The 16578-nt window shown below is 48.2% G+C and carries 15 protein-coding genes; 6 read left to right on the forward strand and 9 right to left on the reverse strand.

Translation table 11 applies throughout. The features are described 5' to 3' along the window. Positions 1 to 4 precede the first annotated feature (4 nt). From OEL90_RS07750 to OEL90_RS07760, 3 genes are all read right to left on the reverse strand, one after another. The gene (locus OEL90_RS07750; protein WP_291401994.1) at positions 5 to 241 is read right to left on the reverse strand and encodes a DUF2007 domain-containing protein; all 237 of its coding nucleotides are present in this window, start codon (positions 239 to 241) and stop codon (positions 5 to 7) included. A gap of 20 nt (positions 242 to 261) precedes the next feature. After that, the gene (locus tag OEL90_RS07755; protein WP_300687770.1) at positions 262 to 1323 is read right to left on the reverse strand and encodes an XdhC family protein; all 1062 of its coding nucleotides are present in this window, start codon (positions 1321 to 1323) and stop codon (positions 262 to 264) included. 139 nt (positions 1324 to 1462) lie between these two features. Then, positions 1463 to 2860, reverse strand: coding sequence for an aldehyde dehydrogenase (locus tag OEL90_RS07760; RefSeq protein ID WP_291401998.1), 1398 nt, complete (start codon positions 2858 to 2860; stop codon positions 1463 to 1465). Between the two features lie 293 nt (positions 2861 to 3153). Here OEL90_RS07760 and OEL90_RS07765 point away from each other — a divergent pair, with 293 nt between their 5' ends. The 6 genes from OEL90_RS07765 (at position 3154) to OEL90_RS07790 (ending at position 8672) form a co-directional block, all read left to right on the forward strand. Continuing rightward, positions 3154 to 4323, forward strand: coding sequence for an ABC transporter substrate-binding protein (locus OEL90_RS07765; protein ID WP_330583731.1), 1170 nt, complete (start codon positions 3154 to 3156; stop codon positions 4321 to 4323). Positions 4324 to 4421: 98 nt separating this feature from the next. Further along, positions 4422 to 5303, forward strand: coding sequence for a branched-chain amino acid ABC transporter permease (locus OEL90_RS07770; protein ID WP_291402000.1), 882 nt, complete (start codon positions 4422 to 4424; stop codon positions 5301 to 5303). Beyond that, positions 5300 to 6406: a branched-chain amino acid ABC transporter permease gene (locus OEL90_RS07775; protein ID WP_291402001.1), complete on the forward strand. Its 1107-nt coding sequence runs from the start codon at positions 5300 to 5302 to the stop codon at positions 6404 to 6406. The genes OEL90_RS07770 and OEL90_RS07775 overlap by 4 nt, the downstream gene beginning before the upstream one ends. After that, positions 6399 to 7241 (forward strand): ABC transporter ATP-binding protein, encoded by an 843-nt coding sequence (locus OEL90_RS07780; protein WP_291402003.1) that lies wholly within the window; start codon positions 6399 to 6401, stop codon positions 7239 to 7241. The genes OEL90_RS07775 and OEL90_RS07780 overlap by 8 nt, the downstream gene beginning before the upstream one ends. After that, entirely contained in the window at positions 7234 to 7956 is a 723-nt protein-coding gene (locus OEL90_RS07785) for an ABC transporter ATP-binding protein (RefSeq protein WP_291402005.1), read from the forward strand. The genes OEL90_RS07780 and OEL90_RS07785 overlap by 8 nt, the downstream gene beginning before the upstream one ends. A 128-nt stretch (positions 7957 to 8084) precedes the next feature. Then, positions 8085 to 8672, forward strand: a complete 588-nt coding sequence (locus OEL90_RS07790; protein ID WP_291402007.1) for a LysE family transporter — start codon at positions 8085 to 8087, stop codon at positions 8670 to 8672. Positions 8673 to 8805: 133 nt separating this feature from the next. Here OEL90_RS07790 and rnk read toward each other — a convergent pair whose 3' ends face one another. The 6 genes from rnk to OEL90_RS07820 all read right to left on the reverse strand — a co-directional run bounded on the left by rnk (position 8806) and on the right by OEL90_RS07820 (position 16578). Then, positions 8806 to 9222 carry a nucleoside diphosphate kinase regulator gene (gene rnk / locus OEL90_RS07795; RefSeq protein ID WP_291402009.1) on the reverse strand — a complete coding sequence of 139 codons (417 nt, stop codon included), beginning with the start codon at positions 9220 to 9222 and terminating at the stop codon, positions 8806 to 8808. A 134-nt stretch (positions 9223 to 9356) separates the two neighbouring features. Next, entirely contained in the window at positions 9357 to 9884 is a 528-nt protein-coding gene (locus OEL90_RS07800; protein WP_291402096.1) for a helix-turn-helix domain-containing protein, read from the reverse strand. 148 nt (positions 9885 to 10032) lie between these two features. Continuing rightward, positions 10033 to 10797, reverse strand: a complete 765-nt coding sequence (locus OEL90_RS07805) for a CPBP family intramembrane glutamic endopeptidase (RefSeq protein ID WP_300687772.1) — start codon at positions 10795 to 10797, stop codon at positions 10033 to 10035. Positions 10798 to 11010: 213 nt separating this feature from the next. Continuing rightward, positions 11011 to 13887, reverse strand: a complete 2877-nt coding sequence (locus OEL90_RS07810; RefSeq protein WP_300687773.1) for an acetate--CoA ligase family protein — start codon at positions 13885 to 13887, stop codon at positions 11011 to 11013. A 102-nt stretch (positions 13888 to 13989) separates the two neighbouring features. Then, positions 13990 to 15372 (reverse strand): sodium-dependent transporter, encoded by a 1383-nt coding sequence (locus OEL90_RS07815; RefSeq protein WP_300687774.1) that lies wholly within the window; start codon positions 15370 to 15372, stop codon positions 13990 to 13992. A 48-nt stretch (positions 15373 to 15420) separates the two neighbouring features. Next, positions 15421 to 16578, reverse strand: a complete 1158-nt coding sequence (locus OEL90_RS07820; protein ID WP_300687776.1) for a pyridoxal phosphate-dependent aminotransferase — start codon at positions 16576 to 16578, stop codon at positions 15421 to 15423.

The raw sequence follows: 16578 nt of genomic DNA on the forward strand, positions 1-16578 counted from the left end.
AGTCTCAGACACCGCTTTCCGCCCTATTTTTTACATAATCATCAAAGTTTTTGCGCAGGACCTCCGCCGCGTCTCTGAATTCTTCCGGCACCTCGACGTGGCCCCAGCCCATGGTCATCTGGAACAAGCCGTCGAAAACCAGGCTGCTGTGATCGACAACGGTATAGGGAATGCCCTCCGCTTCCAGCATTGAGGCGAAGAGATCCGCTTCGAAAGGATTGTTCATGGGGATTTTGTACATTGCAGGTTCCTCCTTTGGGGCTATGTCCTTGCCACCAGCACCTTCATAACGCCGCCGCAGACCATACCTTCGTCCTCAGCCACCTGGCCGGTCATGTCAATGTCCAGATACCTGAAGCGTCCGTCGCGGATTACGTCATAGGCCACCCTAATAGCTTCCCCTTCGCTGCAGCCACCACCTATGCTGCCCAAAGTCCTGCCATCCGACCATACGACCATTTTGGCACCCTCTCTTCGAGGAACCGAACCTTTAGTCGCCACCACGGTCACCAGCGCCCGAGGCCCCTGATCTGCCTTCGCCAATTCACTTAATACCGCGAGATCCAGCTCCGGCCAATTATTGGATTTCCTCGTGGCTTTGTCACCTTTTCGTTTATATTGAATAACCTGCGCCAGAATTGAGATCGCGATTTCCTCTGGCGTCACCGCCCCAATCTCTAGTCCGATTGGTGTGCACACCTGCTCAAGCAGCAACGGATCCTGGCCTTCCGAAATCAGAAGCTCCTTGAGGCCAGCCACTCTCCGCCTGGAGCCAATCATGCCCACGTAGGCGGTTTCATACTTCAGCACGTTTTCCAAGCACACCTTGTCATAACGGTGCCCGCGGGTCACAATGACCACGAAGGCCGCTTTATTGAGATTCAGCGATTCAAAGCTCTTGGCAAAGCTTTCGCAGATCACCTGGTGCGCCGCTGGAAATCTGAAATTATTCGCGAATAACGGACGGTCATCCACTACTGTGACTTTAAATCCTGCCTTCGCGCCAAATTCCACCAGGGGTACGGCAATATGCCCACCGCCCAGAACGATCAGCTGGGCCTCCGGGAAAAAAGGCTCCAGGAGAATCCCTGCTTCATTAGGTCCATTGCCTTGTTCAAAGAAGAACTCCCCACGCACCAGTCCACCTTCTAGTGCTGCGCGCAGTGCTTGATCCTGATCTTCCCAAATCAAATCACGACTGGAGATCACTTTTTTAACTATTGTACCTTGGCCTTCGGATTCAGCCAGTGTCGTTATAAGCGCTGCTCTATGGCCTGATTCGAGTTCCTCCAGTAGTTTTTGATATATCAAAGCGCTATCCATAAAAAGCCTCCATTCTATTTTGGACGGGAACAATCGAAACTGGGTGTCTGACACCGAGTTTCATTTGAAACCGGGTGTCAGACACCCAGTTTCTTCCCCAGTTTCTTCCGATGTTGGTGTCAGACACCTTCTTCCACCTTCACTTCAGCACTTTCCTGAGCAGCTTCAGCTGATGAGAACTATAACCGGGATAAGCTATGGTCACATTAAATCTGCCTTTCTTTAGAACACTCTTACAGTGCGAAAATGTCAAGAAACTTTGTTTGCCATGGTAGCGCCCCATACCCGATTGGCCTACGCCGCCAAAAGGCAGATTAGGATGCGCCACATGCGTGATCGTATCATTTATAGCGACACCTCCAGCGGAGATCGATTTGAGAATCCGTCGCTCGACCTCTTGGTCCGTTGTGAAAAGGTATAGTGCCAAAGGCTTGGAGTGGCTGTTGATTTCAGATATAACTTGATTTAAGCTACTATAAGTCATAATAGGCAGCAAAGGTCCAAAGATCTCCTCTTTCATAACCGCAGTGTCCCTATTTGGTATTTCCAACAATGTTGGCTCAATGTGAAACCGCGCTTCATCATGACGACCTCCCCAGATCACGTGGGATTGATCCTCTTCCATCATGGCCACCAGACGCTTAAAATGTCTTCTGTTGACTATTTTGCCAAAGCCATTCTTCCAATAGTCCTTTTTACCCCACATTTTTTCAATACTGCGCGTCATTTCCCGAACAAGCTCCTCTTTCACCGCTTCGTGCACATAAACATAGTCCGGCGCCACACAAGTTTGCCCGGCATTAATGGTCTTCCCCCACATGATTCTGCGAGCGGCTTCCTTGATATGTGCACTCTGGTCGACTATGACAGGACTTTTTCCCCCAAGTTCGAGGGTGACCGGGGTCAAATGCGCAGCCGCCGCCTCCATTACAATTTTCCCGACTCTCGTACTTCCCGTGAAAAAAATATAATCAAAATTCGAATTGATCAAGGATGAGGTCGTCTCTTGTGTTCCTTGAACGCAGGCAACGTATTGCTTGTCGTAGGCCTCCTCCAGGATCATCTGGATCACACGCGACACACTGGGTGTAAGCTCGGAAGGCTTCACAACCGCGCAGTTCCCTGCCGCCAAAGCGCCAATCAACGGCTCAATAACCAGTTGAAAAGGATAATTAAACGGCCCAATAATGAGCACACTCCCGAAGGGTTCCCTCACGACAAATCCTTTAGAGGGCTGAAGATAAATGGGGGTCTTGACCTTTAGCGGCTTTGCCCACCGGTTGAGATGCCTGATATACTCCGAAAGGCTTTTGTAGATAAAGCCAATTTCCGTAGCGTAGGCTTCCACTGGATTCTTCCCCAAATCCAAAGCCAGCGCTTTTAATAGTTCTTCCTCATGTTTTTGAATAATGGATTTAAGCCTTTTGAGCTGTTGAATTCTAAATGATACTTCTCTGGTTTCCAGCGAATCAAAGTATTGCTTTTGATCTTTCAAAAGCAATTCCGCATCCTGTAATGTCCACTCTTTATGTGTCATAGAAAGTCCTCCCAAAAGTTGTAAGTGGCTGAAATTCTGACGTATTTATCGTCTCTCTTTCTATCACCCATGTCAAGATCTGCCAAGTCGGAAAATTTCGTTAAAATTTTATAGAAATCCCAACACTCTCTTGGATTTGTTTTGCTTCTTGCCGTAGAAAAGTTTCTAAAAAGTTAGAATGTTCAGATTCTGATTGCTAACAGGATTGTAACATTGTATAATTATTCCTGTACATAGAGAAAGGGTTAGGGGAAGATTTTCACACACTATCATTATTTTGGAGGGATTGTCTAATGAAAAAAGCAACGACACTGTTACTCATTTTAGTCATGATTTTGTCGCTCTTTACCGGATGTGCCGGTGAGCCAGCGGCAGAAGCAGAAAAAGTCATCAAGATTGGCGTCTTCGAGCCTCAAACGGGCGAGAATGGCGGCGGCGGATTCCAGGAAGTTCTGGGCATCCGTTACGCAAACACAGTATACCCTACTGTAGACATCAACGGCGAAACTTACAAAGTTGAGCTCGTAGAAGTCGACAACAAATCAGATAAAACTGAAGCTGTTACAGCAGCTCAAAGCCTTGTCAGCGCTGGTGTATCTGCAGTCATCGGTTCTTATGGCTCAGGTGTCTCCATCGCAGCCGGCCCTATCTTTGCTGATGCTCAGATTCCAGCGGTTGCCCCTTCTGCAACAAACCCTCAGGTCACTGAAGGCAATGATTTCTACTTCCGCGTCTGCTTCCTCGATCCGTTCCAAGGTACGGTCATGGCGAACTACGCGATCCAAAACGGCGCTAAGACTGCTGCAGTCATCACTCAGCTTGGCGACGACTACTCCTCCGGTCTTGGCTCATTCTTTGTCACAGCGTTCAACGAGCTCGGCGGCGCAGGCTCTGTCATCTCTGAAGAGCAGTTCCAAACAAACCAAACTGACTTCAAAGCTATTTTGACTAATATCAAAGCTAAAAACCCTGACGTCATTTTCGCCCCTTCTTCTATTACAACGGCTCCACTTCTGATCAAGCAAGCTCGTGAGCTCGGCATCACAGTGCCTATCATGGGCGGCGACACTTGGGAAAATGCTACAATCATTGAGAATGCAGGCGCTGACGCTGAAGGCATCGTCCTCTCTACATTCTTCGACGAAGCTGAACCAGCAACAGACGAAGCTGCTTCTTTCATTACAGGCTTCAAAGAGTACCTCACAGCCAACGGACAAGGCGAGATCATCCCAGCTGTTTCCGCACTTGGCTATGATGCTTACATCACCATTCTCGAAGCTGTCAAAGCTGCTAACTCCACTGAAGGCGCTGCCATCAAGGACGCCCTCAAGGGTGTTGAAGTTGTAGGCGTTACTGGATCCATCACTTTTGACGAAAAAGGCGACGCCAAAAAGAATATGGCATTCATCAAGATCGTTGAGAATGGCCAGTTCAAGTTCCTCAAAACCGTCACTGTAGAATAATAGTCCATCAATGACACAAGTGCTTGAGTGGGGGTTTATACCCCCACTCATTTAATCTTTTTTTTAGGATCAGTCGTACTTAGAGGAGGCATCGCGTCATGGACTTTGCTGTATTTTTGCAACACTGTTTGACCGGAATATCTCTCGGTGGTGCCTACGCGTTAATCGCAGTGGGCTACACCATGGTTTACGGCATCTTGAGACTGATCAACTTCGCCCATGGCGATATCTTCATGATGGCAGGCTATTTCATGGTCTTTGCGTCATCCTCAATGCCTTGGTATTTGGCAACGCCAATTGTCCTCATTGCTACCGTTATCCTCGGTGTGTTAATTGAGCGCGCCGCCTACAAACCGCTTAGGAACGCCCCGAGAATGTCGATCATGATTTCTGCGATCGGCGTTTCGTATTTACTCCAGAATCTCGCTACCTATCTCTTTACTGCACTTCCAAGAGGCTACCCTACGCTCACCGCTCTTAAGAAAATTTTCCAGATTGGGCCTTTATCCGCTTCTCTGGTGACCTTTATTACACCTGTTCTGACGCTGGCGCTCGTTTACGTTTTAATCCTGCTCATCAATCACAGTAAAATCGGGATGGCCATGCGGGCGGTATCGAAAGACTTTGAGACCGCACAGCTGATGGGCATCAAAATTAATAGAGTTATCAGTTTTACTTTTGCAATTGGTTCACTTTTAGCCGCCATCGGCTCAATCCTTTACTTTACGGATCGTATGACAGTCTTCCCATTCAGCGGTGCGCTGCCGGGACTTAAATGCTTTGTCGCAGCGGTTCTAGGCGGTATTGGAAGTATTCCAGGCGCCATGGTTGGCGGATTCATTCTCGGTCTCGGCGAAACTGCGCTGGTCGCTATGGGGTATTCCACCTTCAGTGACGCCTTTACCTTTATTCTATTGATTGTTATGCTTATCTTTCGCCCTACTGGTATTTTTGGCGAGAAAGTGACGGACAAAGTATGATGAAGATGAAGAAGAACACTAAAATCCTTTTATCAGTTCTTATACTGATCGCAGCCGTTGCTGCCTTGTGGTATCTCGACGCCAACAAAAATCAATACAGCTACGCCATTTCAATTCTTCAGCGCAGCGCGATCTATGCCATTGCGGCTGTCGCCATGAACATGCTGACAGGCTTCACAGGACTGTTCTCACTGGGACAGGCTGGATTTATGGCTATAGGCGCCTACACGGTCGCTATACTTACTATCCCGGTCGAAATGCGTGCCAATGTCTACTACATCAACGGCATTGCGGATTTTCTCGCAAATCTGTCCCTGCCTTTCTGGGCGGCATTGATTCTGGGCGGCGTGCTTGCGGCACTGGTTGGCTTCTTTGTAGGCATTCCTGTCCTGAGGCTGAAGAGCGACTATCTGGCCATTGCGACCCTCGGCTTTTCAGAAATTATTCGGGCGATCATTGCTGCGCCTCAACTTGACAGAATTACAAACGGTTCCTACGGACTCAAAAGCATTCCTGCATTTAGTTCCGTTTTTGAGGCCTTCTTTATTGCCGGTATTTGTATCCTGCTGATGATTTTAATCATCAACTCTTCCTATGGCAGAGCTTTCAAAGCCATCAAAGAGGATGAAACCGCAGCTCAGGCTATGGGTATCAATCTCTTCAAACACAAGAGCATGTCCTTTATCATCAGCTGTTTCTTCACAGGAATTGCCGGCGGACTCCTCGCCGTCTTCATGAGATCCATTGACTCCAAAACCTTTCAGATTGCGCTGACCTATGACATCTTGCTGATCGTTGTACTCGGCGGTCTTGGAAGCATCACCGGCAGCGTCATTGGCGCGTTTCTCATGACCGCAGGCAGAGAGTGGCTGAGGTTCTTTGACAATCCGCTGATGATAGGCGGTTTTCAAGTGCCGCTGTTCAGAACCGGTTTCCGTATGGTCATTTTCTCCCTGATCCTCATGGCTGTCGTGCTCTACTACCGCAAAGGGCTGTTTGGTGATAAGGAATTTACTTGGGACAGGATGTATAACTTCTTTATTCGGTTAAGGGATCGAATACGGCGGAAAACGCCTGAAAAGGGGGACAAAGGCAATGTCTGATCAAGTACTCAGCCTGAATGATGTGACGATGCAGTTTGGTGGTGTCGTCGCGGTCAATAACCTCTCCCTGGAAGTCAACAAAGGTGAGATCGTTGCCTTGATTGGGCCGAACGGCGCAGGCAAAACCACCGCGTTCAACGTTATAACAGGTGTCTACGCGCCAACAAACGGCAAGGTGTCGTTTCAAGGAAAACCCATCATCAGCAATTTTCCACAAGGTAAAATGAAAAAGCTCTACTCGGGTGAAAACGCGGGTAAATACACTGAGTTGATCCGTAAAACACCGGATGTCATTACGAAATTAGGGGTAGCGAGAACCTTCCAAAACATTCGTCTCTTTAAGAACCTGACGGTTTTTGACAACGTCTTGATTGCTAAGCACATGAATATTAAATCCAATGTGTTTTCAGCAACTTTAAGGCTGAATCATAAGGAAGAGCAGACCATGCGGAAAGAATCTATGGAGCTTCTTGAAATACTGGGGTTAGCCCATCTCAAGGACGAAATTTCGAGTTCTCTGCCTTACGGTCAGCAGAGAAAGCTTGAGATTGCCCGTGCGTTGGCAACGAAACCTTCCCTGCTGCTTCTGGATGAACCTGCTGCCGGCATGAATCCACATGAGACTCACGATCTGACCGCATTTATAAGAATGCTGAAGGATGATTTTCACCTGACCGTTCTAATGATTGAACACCATATGAACCTGGTCATGGAAATCTCTGATCGCATTTATGTCTTGGATTTTGGAAAGCTGATTGCCTCAGGAACACCTGCTGATATTCAGAGCAATCAGAGGGTAATCGACGCTTATTTGGGGGTAGCTGACGATGAGTAATGACATCCATCTTAAAATTTCCAATTTAAGCGTAGCTTATGGCGGGATTCAAGCAGTCAAAGACATTTCCATTGAAGTCCCTAAAGGAAAAATCGTAACCCTGATTGGTTCCAACGGTGCCGGAAAAAGCACTACGCTTCGTACCATTGCCGGCGTCGTCAAACCAAAGGAAGGCTCAATCCAATTTAACGGGGAAGAGATCCTGGGCAAATCTCCGGACTATATTGTCACGCGGGGCATCACGCTGGTTCCTGAGGGACGCAGGGTCTTTGACAATCTGACGGTTCTCGAAAACCTCAAAATTGGCGCTTATGTCCACAAGCACAGGCTGGAAGAAGACATTGAGCAGGTTTACAGACTGTTCCCCCGCCTCAAAGAGCGCGCCTGGCAATTTGCAGGGACACTTTCAGGCGGCGAGCAGCAGATGCTGGCTGTCGGACGGGCGTTGATGAGCCGTCCGAAAATGATCATGATGGACGAGCCTTCCTTAGGTCTCGCGCCATTGATCATCAAAGACATCTTCAACATCATCAAGACTGTCAACGCCGAGGGAATCACCGTCCTGCTGATTGAGCAGAATGCCAACCTCGCGCTTAAGATCGCGGACCATGCCTATGTCATGGAAACCGGCGTCATTACCCTTGAAGGAACAGGCGCTGCGCTCCTTGCTGATGAAAGCGTCAAGGAAGCCTATCTTGGAAAAAGAAAAGAATAAAGCGACAAATTTTATGAGCCACGAAAGTGGCTCTTGTTTTATAATAAAGCTGTGGGCCAACGAAGACGCCATGACGGATTATCCTCATCCGGTCCTGAGACAGCCCAATCTTACGGGAGGTGAGTCCTTTGCCCAATGTCGCGGCCTTTTTATCTTATGTTTTCATTACAACCTTTACACCCGGCCCCAACAATATCATGTCTATGTCCAACGCCAGCCGCTATGGCTTCTTAAAAAGTCTCCCATTCAATATTGGGATCTTCTTTGGTTTTCTTGTGATTCTGGCGCTGAGCAGCCTGTTCAGCGTCTCTTTGTACAACGTCATTCCAAGCATCAAGCCCGTCATGACGGTCGTTGGCGCTGTCTACATCCTCTGGTTGGCGTGGAAAACCTATCACAGCAAACCTCATGACAGCTCGGGCAGCGGTGAGAAGCAGACCAACACCATAACCGCGGGACTGCTGCTTCAGTTCGTCAACCCTAAGGTTATTTTGTACAGCATCACAACCTTATCGACATTTGTTGTACCCTATTACAGTTCAATTCCCGTGGTTATAGCTTTCGCCGTCTTCCTGGCTTTTGTCGGTTTCGTATCGACGTGCTGCTGGTCGCTGTTTGGGTCCGTTTTCCAAAGGTTTCTGCACAGTCATCAAAAGCTGATCAATTCGGCTATGGCGCTTCTATTGGTTTACTGCGCCGTGTCGCTATTTTTGTAATACTGAAATTGTTTTCAGAAGAGAAGACTCGCGTCCAGAGGGTATGGAAAAATGACCATCGGCAAAAAAAATCAGGGAGCACAGGCGTGCTCCCTTTTTTCTTGCGAATGGAATGGTTCAATTTGTGGCAATCCTAAAGTTCAAAGTGGCCAGAGGCCTCAGGCTGATACAGCACCTTTTCAATTTTGAGCCGGACAGTGCCTTCAGGAACTTGCCAGTCGATCTCGTCGCCTTCATGATAGCCCAGCATGGCGGTTCCAATGGGGGCCATGACTGAAATTTTATTTTCCAGAAAATTCGAATCTTCCGGATAAACGAGGCTATATTCGGTTCTTTCTTCTGAGTTCAGGTGCTTCATGAGAAATTTGGAATTCATTGTGATGGTGCCGGACGGAATTTGCTCTGCCTCAACGACATGTGCCCGTTCCAGCTCGATCTGAAGTGCTTTCAACTCCTTGGATTCTTTTGCTTTTCCAAATTCACTTTCCTCTGCCACCAGTTTTTTCAGTCGTTCCAAATCCTGCGAGGTTAACACGATATTTCGTTTCATGATCTCCAGTTCCTTCCTTTCGGCATAAATACAGAGGAGTCCTTTGCAGGACTCCCTTTTTCTTTAGTATAATGGATATTTCTATTTTTGTAAATGGCTGGGTGTCCCTGAAGTGTACAACAGTTGTTCCGCAGTTATTCCGTTTCGTCCCCAGGGAGTAATGCGAAGGAGAACTTTCTTAGCCTGCCATCAGACTTTTCACTTGTATTCAGATATTTTAACAAGAGTTCGCTGAAATCCTGCAGGAAATTATCACACACCTCATCCGTCATGGTGATGGGATAACTCCTAAAGCCTACTCGATCTTTCGCCATATCATAAGAAGGTGTTGAAATGTATCTTGAAAAATCAACAATCATTGACATGGCAAAGGTATAAAAAAGATCATAGTGCGCATTTCGGTCACCGGAGCTGACAAGTTCTTCAATGGCTTTGAATGGCTCCAATCTGACTTTATAGGTCTTTTCCACGGTGCCGCGAATGGGCGTTTCTGAAACAATTTCAAGGACACCAATTTCCAACAGTTTTTTGATGTGTCTGTATAGACTTGCGACAGGGATCCCGGGAACTGCTTCAATAATTTCTTTAGGCGTCGCTGAACCTTTTTCGGAAATAACTTGGATGACTTTCATCCTGACAGGATTCAATAATTCACTTAGCATTTTCACTTTTGATCCCTCCTCGTCAGATTAATGAGCGCTTATTTACGAAACGTCGAATGGAGATGGCCAGAATGCGGCTCTGGGCAATTAGCTCAAAACGTGCTCTCACAGGCAGGTTCGCGGTAGGCTTGCGGAGGTACCGTTAAGCTCACAATAGCAGCGGCATGAGAACAAGTTGATTGATAATATGAGCCATCATATGCCCCAGCATAGCATAGAGCAGCCCTTTCTTCCAGTACAGCCAGCCAAAGCCGAGCCCGGCAATTCCATTCAAGAGCAATGCTCTGATTACAATTGGCACTGAAAGGCCCATCATTTGAGCTGTAGCAGGTAAATGACCCAGCGCAAACAGGAGTGACGATATGGCGATGGCGATCCAGGCGTGAGAAACACTTATGACTTGTCCATTAGATCCGATTCCATTTTCTTCATGTTTTCTTCTGGAGCCTTTTGCCAGCAACCACAAAATCAAAGTCATGAGTCCAAGTCTCAATAAGACTTCCTCGACAACACCGCCATATAAGACTGCCGCGACCAGATAGAGGGGTGAAAAACTAAAAGTATTAAATCCTTCGGGAAGGTACTTCATGAATATAAATTTCTCAGAGAGCGTAATGATCAGAGAAGAGGCTCCGCCAATAGCGACAGCTGAAATAATCCCATTAGATTCCGGGAATTTGGTTTCTGGGAATATTAATCTTTTTCTCAGTTTATACCCCACAGCTGCAGCGACCGCCGTCAACAGCGCCGTTTGGAGACCGGATACTACGAGGAGCATTTCAATTGAACCAAGCTGCTTGATCACGGCTTCAGATAATCCTGGTGACATGGTGAGAAATTGATAATAGCCTATGAGCGCACCTGCGCACGCGCCTATTGCTGCTAATAGAATAACTTTGTGCAAGGTTTTCACGTTAGATCCACCTTTCGAATTTTAATAAATATTATCACTATAGATATTATTATCACTTGTGATAATATAAAAATAACACCCACGAGATCTATTGTCAATATTTTTGAATAAAAAAGACGACAAAGAGGAAGGCGCGCCTTCCTCTTTGTCGTCTTGATCACTTTGTGGTTTTGATCTATCTTATAATTTGTTCTCTGCCACTCTGTAATTATTTCATTCCACTCTGATTCTGCAATCCACCGCCATAAATCTACCGCTGGAAGCATCCCAGGTGACCGGATTCAGGTCAATTTCCTGTATGCCGGGCAGTTCGCCAACCATGTCGCTGAAGCGCTTCACCATTTCCGCCAATTCTTCAACCGGAACCTTGGCCTTCCCCCTGTATCCGTTTAAAAGCGGATAGGTCTTTAAGCTTTCAATCATACCTGCGGCTTGCTTCTGACACACCGGCATCAGCTTCACAGAGACATCCTGGAACAATTCCACCAGTGTACCACCTGCACCAACCACACAAAGGTGTCCAATCCCCGGCTCAAATTTTCCACCCAAGATCACTTCATGAGTAATCTTCGCTTGCTCCTGGACCAATACAGCTTCTGCACCCTGGAAGGTATTAAATAATTCTTTGACCACCAGCCTCAATGCGGCTTCACTTTCAATGTTCAGGACGACACCGCCGGCATCCGACTTATGCAGCACTTCCGGATGCTCGATCTTTGCCACTACAGGAAAGTTCATGCCCTCAAGCTCCAGGATGTCCGGCGCAGTGATCCAGTGCCATCTTGGGGTTGGTATGCCGTAGAGCTCCAAAAGTTTCATGGCCGCGTCGGAACGCAGATACCCGGTTTCATAGCGGGACTGCATCAGCGGTCTGGCATGACGGCGATTAGCGCTGCCCCTTTCAACCAAAGGACTTCCCAGCTCGAACTCAGATGATGCGCCAACATTAAACCTTCCCTCTTTCACGGACATAGCCTGGAGCACATCCGCAACATTTTCAGGAAACTCAAGGCATGGAATCTGATGCTGATTCAACACCTTCCGAGCCGCAGCGCCCAAAGTCGGCCCAATAAAACAGCAAATTGCCGGCAAATCAAATGCTTTAATGACCGGGACCAAAGCTTCCGCGATCTTTCCTGTATCAATCGTCGCAGGCGGAACACAGATCACTGCAAGCGCATCATACATGCCGCTTTCCGCCATAGTTTCAAGTGCCTTCGCATAATGCTCCGGCGGCGCAGGCGCGACGAGATCTATTGGATTTGCCGTGGAGGCCTCAGGAAATAGAACTCTCGCCAAAGCATCTCGTTTCGTTCCCGGCAGCAGCGGCAGCTCAAAGCCGTGCATTGCCAGCCGGTCTGTAATCAGGATACCGGGTCCGCCCGCATTGGTGACAACCCCCACCCTTTTTCCGGTAAACGTCCTGGACTTGCTCAAGCTCATTGCAGTCAGATAAGCCATTTCGAGGGTTTCAACGCGAATCGCCCCGGCTTTTTCAAGAAGTGCCTCAATAGCCGCGTCACTTCCGGCAATACTGCCGGTGTGGGAACTGGCCGCCGCAGCGCCGGCACTGCTTCGCCCGGATTTGACAACCACCACCGGTTTTGTTTTCGTCAGCTCAGAGACCTGTTTAAAAAAGCTCTGGCCTTCACCAATAGTCTCCAGATACAGCATCACGACTTTGGTATAAGGGTCGTCCCTAAGCTCGCCCAGCAGATCACTGGCGTCAATATCCATTTGATTCCCCAGGGACGCGATCTTGGAAAAGCCCATCCCCAAATTCTCAGCGTAGTCCAGCAGCGCTGCGCCCAGTGCCCCGCTTTGCGTGATAAACGCAATATTCCCAGGCGTCGGCTGATGCTGAAGCATAGTGGCATTTAATGACACGGCGGGATCGGTATTCAAAACGCCCATGCAATTAGGCCCCAAGAGCCTCATATTGTATCGATCTGTAATCGCCTTAAGCTTGCTCTCCTCAACTGCGCCCGCTTCACCGGTTTCCTTAAACCCGGCGCTGATACAGACCACTGTTTTTACGCCGAGCTTTCCGCACGCCTCAACAGCTTCAAGCACCGCGCCCGAAGGCGTTGTCACCACCGCAAGATCCGGTGCCTCAGGCAAAAGTCCAACCCTTTCATAAGCCTTGACCCCTGCCACATCCTCACCGCTGCGGTTTATGGCGTAAAGCCCGCCTGTAAAACCACCGTCCTGAATATTCGACAGAATCGCGTTGCCCAGTCCGCCACGTGCCGAAGCCCCAATAACTACAACACTTTTAGGTGACAGCATTGCCTTTAAATCGCGTCGAAACTTCGGAATGTTTTCTGACCAGCTCTCGACCTTCACGCCTGCCGGAACGGGGTCATCGCAATACAAAACCTGCCCCGCCTCGTCCAATCCAAATTTTCCCTGCGCTATCTCCAGGATTACCCTCGCGCCCAGATGCCGTGAGTGTTCATTGACGGCTTTTAACACCGCTTTGCGCAGCTGCTGGCTCTCCTCTGGTATCGAGTAATCAATCAAATGAGAAGGTGAACGCATGAGGAGCGGCCCGCCGTCAATTTCCGCTGTCGCCAGGTGGGCGCTTGAGCAAATTGTCTCCTGGCGCAAATGAAGGGTGTCACCGACACCATCGGCACCAGCAAAGAGACGGTGGCCATAGGGCGCCACAGACAGATCCGCCGGATGAACGTTGACCATCCAGTAATGGTTCACAATGGCTTCCGTCGTGGCCCACACATAGCCCGCCAGCAGAATCAGATCCGCACCAAAAGGCTCAATCAGCTTCGCGACCTCCTGATCATAGAGCGCGCGCACGCCGAGGTCACTTAAAGGCGCGTCGTGCTCACTGTGAAAAGCACGAAGATCCAGAGAAGCAAAGGCCATGCCGATGGTCTTGGCCATCTCAACCGCCTTCGAGTCCGGCTTGTCCGAAAAGACGCCAACAATCTCAAAGGGACACCCGCCATGGGTCTGCTCCATCTCTTTTTGAAGCTCATAGACTTTCCAAAGGGTATTGCCGCTTCCAGATGCGAAGCCGAGCACCTTTAATTTCCCGTGAACCGGATTGTGAATAAGTTTATTTTTCATGATAGATGACCTCCGTCAGGCACAAAGTTGCGCTTTTACCTATGAAAAGGGCGGGAGTCGTAATGCAGGCCACTCCCGCCGGATTCATGAGTGTTGTTCAGACTAAAGTTTCAGGATACCGAGATTGGAAAGAAAAATCAGAACTACCGTTACCGGTACAACGTATTTCACAACAGGGAACCAAGCTTTAACGATTGTGCCTTTGATCTCGCCATTATTGGAGATTTCAGCAACAGCGTCTTTTTCACCCCAGAACCATCCCACCAGGATCGCTGCGGCTAATCCGCCAAGCGGCAGTGAAATATTTGAGCCGAAGTAGTCAAATAGATCAAAGATCCCTTTGCCAAAGAGGGTGAAGTCACTCCAGATCCCAAAGCTGAAAGAAACTGCGATACCCATGACGTAAGCGATTGCACCGACCAAAAGCGCCGCTTTGGTTCTGGCCATCTTACGCGTTTCAATTAAATAGGAAACTGGCATTTCCAAAATGGAGATGGAGGAAGTCAAGCATGCAATGGCCAAAAGGACGAAGAACATAAAGGAGAAAATTGATCCGAGCGGCATCTGGGCAAAGACAGCCGGCAGCGTGATGAAGACGAGACCCGGTCCGGCACCTGGTTCAAGACCAAAGGAGAATACCGCTGGGAAAATAATCAAGCCCGCAAGCAGCGCTACAGAAGTATCCATCAAAGCAACGATAATGGAAGTCTTAGGCAAATTTTCGTGTTTGCCTAAATAGCTCGCGTATGTCACCATACCGGACATACCAACGCTCATACTGAAGAACACTTGACCGAGGGCTGCAATCCAGACACCGCCTGTAATCTTGGAAAGATCCGGCGTAAGATACCATTTGATGCCTTCCCAGGCGCCAGGCAGTGTCAAGGCGCGAATAACGAGGATAATCAGCAGAACGAACAGCATTGGCATCATAATTTTTGTCGATTTTTCAATGCCTTGTGAGACGCCTTTGATGATGATACCCACTGTCAAGGCCATAAAGATCCCATGGTACATGAGCGGCTTAACAGGATCCGAAATGAAAGCGCCAAAGAAATTGCCGATCTGATCAGGCGCTAACCCATTGAGCCCGAAGAAGGATTGAATGGAGTAGTAAACAGTCCAACCGCTGACAACGGAATAATAAGACAGGAAGATAAACGCTGAGAAGAACCCAAGAAACCCAATCCATTTCGCGCCTTTTCGAATTTTTGCGTAGCTTTCAATAGCATTTGTCTTACCATTTCTGCCAATTGCAAATTCGACTAATAGCAAGCTGGCGCCTACAAAAAGAACACAGATCAAGTATAAAAGTACAAAGGCGCCTCCACCGTTTGTTCCTGTCATATATGGGAATCTCCATATATTCCCCAGTCCGACTGCCGAACCTGCTGCCGCGAAAATAAATCCGAGTTGTGATTTGAACTGATCCCTTGGTTTTTGATCTTGAATTCTTTCTGCTGATACTCTGGATTCCACCGCCATGGTTAGATCCTCCCTAATTGGAATAGTGTGTTTCAAAAAGGAATATTATTATTTCCCCAAAACCGCTTCTATTCTGTCAAACGCCTCTGCCATCTGTTCATTTGGGATAGTACAGGAGATTCGGATAAAATTGTCGCTGTTCGGTCCAAAAGAGATCCCGGGAATCGTGATCACTTTCGCTTCTTCCAATAGCTTCATGCCAAGTGCCATGGAGGTCATTCCTGTTTTTTCTATGTTCGCGAACAGGTAGAAAGCGCCTCTCGGTTTCACGCAGGATAAGCCTTTAATCTGATTGATGCGTTTGTGTGCGTAGTCGACGCGATCCTTGTAGATTTCCACCATTTCTTTGACTTGAGTGTCACAGTTTTTCAGGGCGTAGAGGGCTGCCTTCTGAGAAACGGAATTCATACACATGGTGGTGCCAATATTGATGATCTTCATGGTGTCTATGACCTTTTTCGGCCCTATGGCATACCCTATCCGCCAACCGCACATTGCGTAGGTTTTAGAAAACCCGGCAATTGTAAAGGTACGTTCTTTCATGTCCGGCAGCGTCGCGAAACAGATATGCTCGCCCTCGTAGATAAAGGCTTCATAAATTTCATCCGAGATCAGGATGAGATCGTGTTTCTTGATGACATCACAGATTTTCAAAGCCTCTTCCATCCCTATGACAGCTCCTGTTGGATTGCCCGGTGAATTGAGCATGACAATTTTAGTCTTAGGGGTTATGCAGGACTCAAGCAGTTCGGCAGTCATGTTGAATGCATCTTCTTCTTTTAGCGGTACAGGTACCGGTACACCATAGACATAGTCGATAGCCTGCATGTAAGGTGTAAAGCACGGATCCGGAACAATGACTTCATCTCCGGGATTTATCAGGGCCTGAAGTATCATGTAGATCGCTTGCGTGGCCCCTGCGCCAATGATGACTTCCTCCGGAGAGGATTCCAGTCCGTATTTGTCTCTCCAGTAATCTGAAATGGCTGAGCGAAGATCCTGAAAGCCATTGACTGGCGGATAATGGGTGAAGCCGGCCTTGGCAGCTTCCGCTGCCGCCTCTACAATGCTGGGATGCGTATGGGCGTCAGGTTCGCCTATCCCAAGACTTATAAGGCCTGTATGTTTTGATGCCGCTTCAAACATTTGAAGCATAGGTGATGGCTGGACGGTCTTAAAAAGATTGGACAATGCTATGTCTTTCAT

Source organism: Acidaminobacter sp., assembly GCF_030247605.1.
In the GTDB taxonomy this organism is placed as follows: Bacteria; Bacillota; Clostridia; order Peptostreptococcales; family Acidaminobacteraceae; genus Acidaminobacter.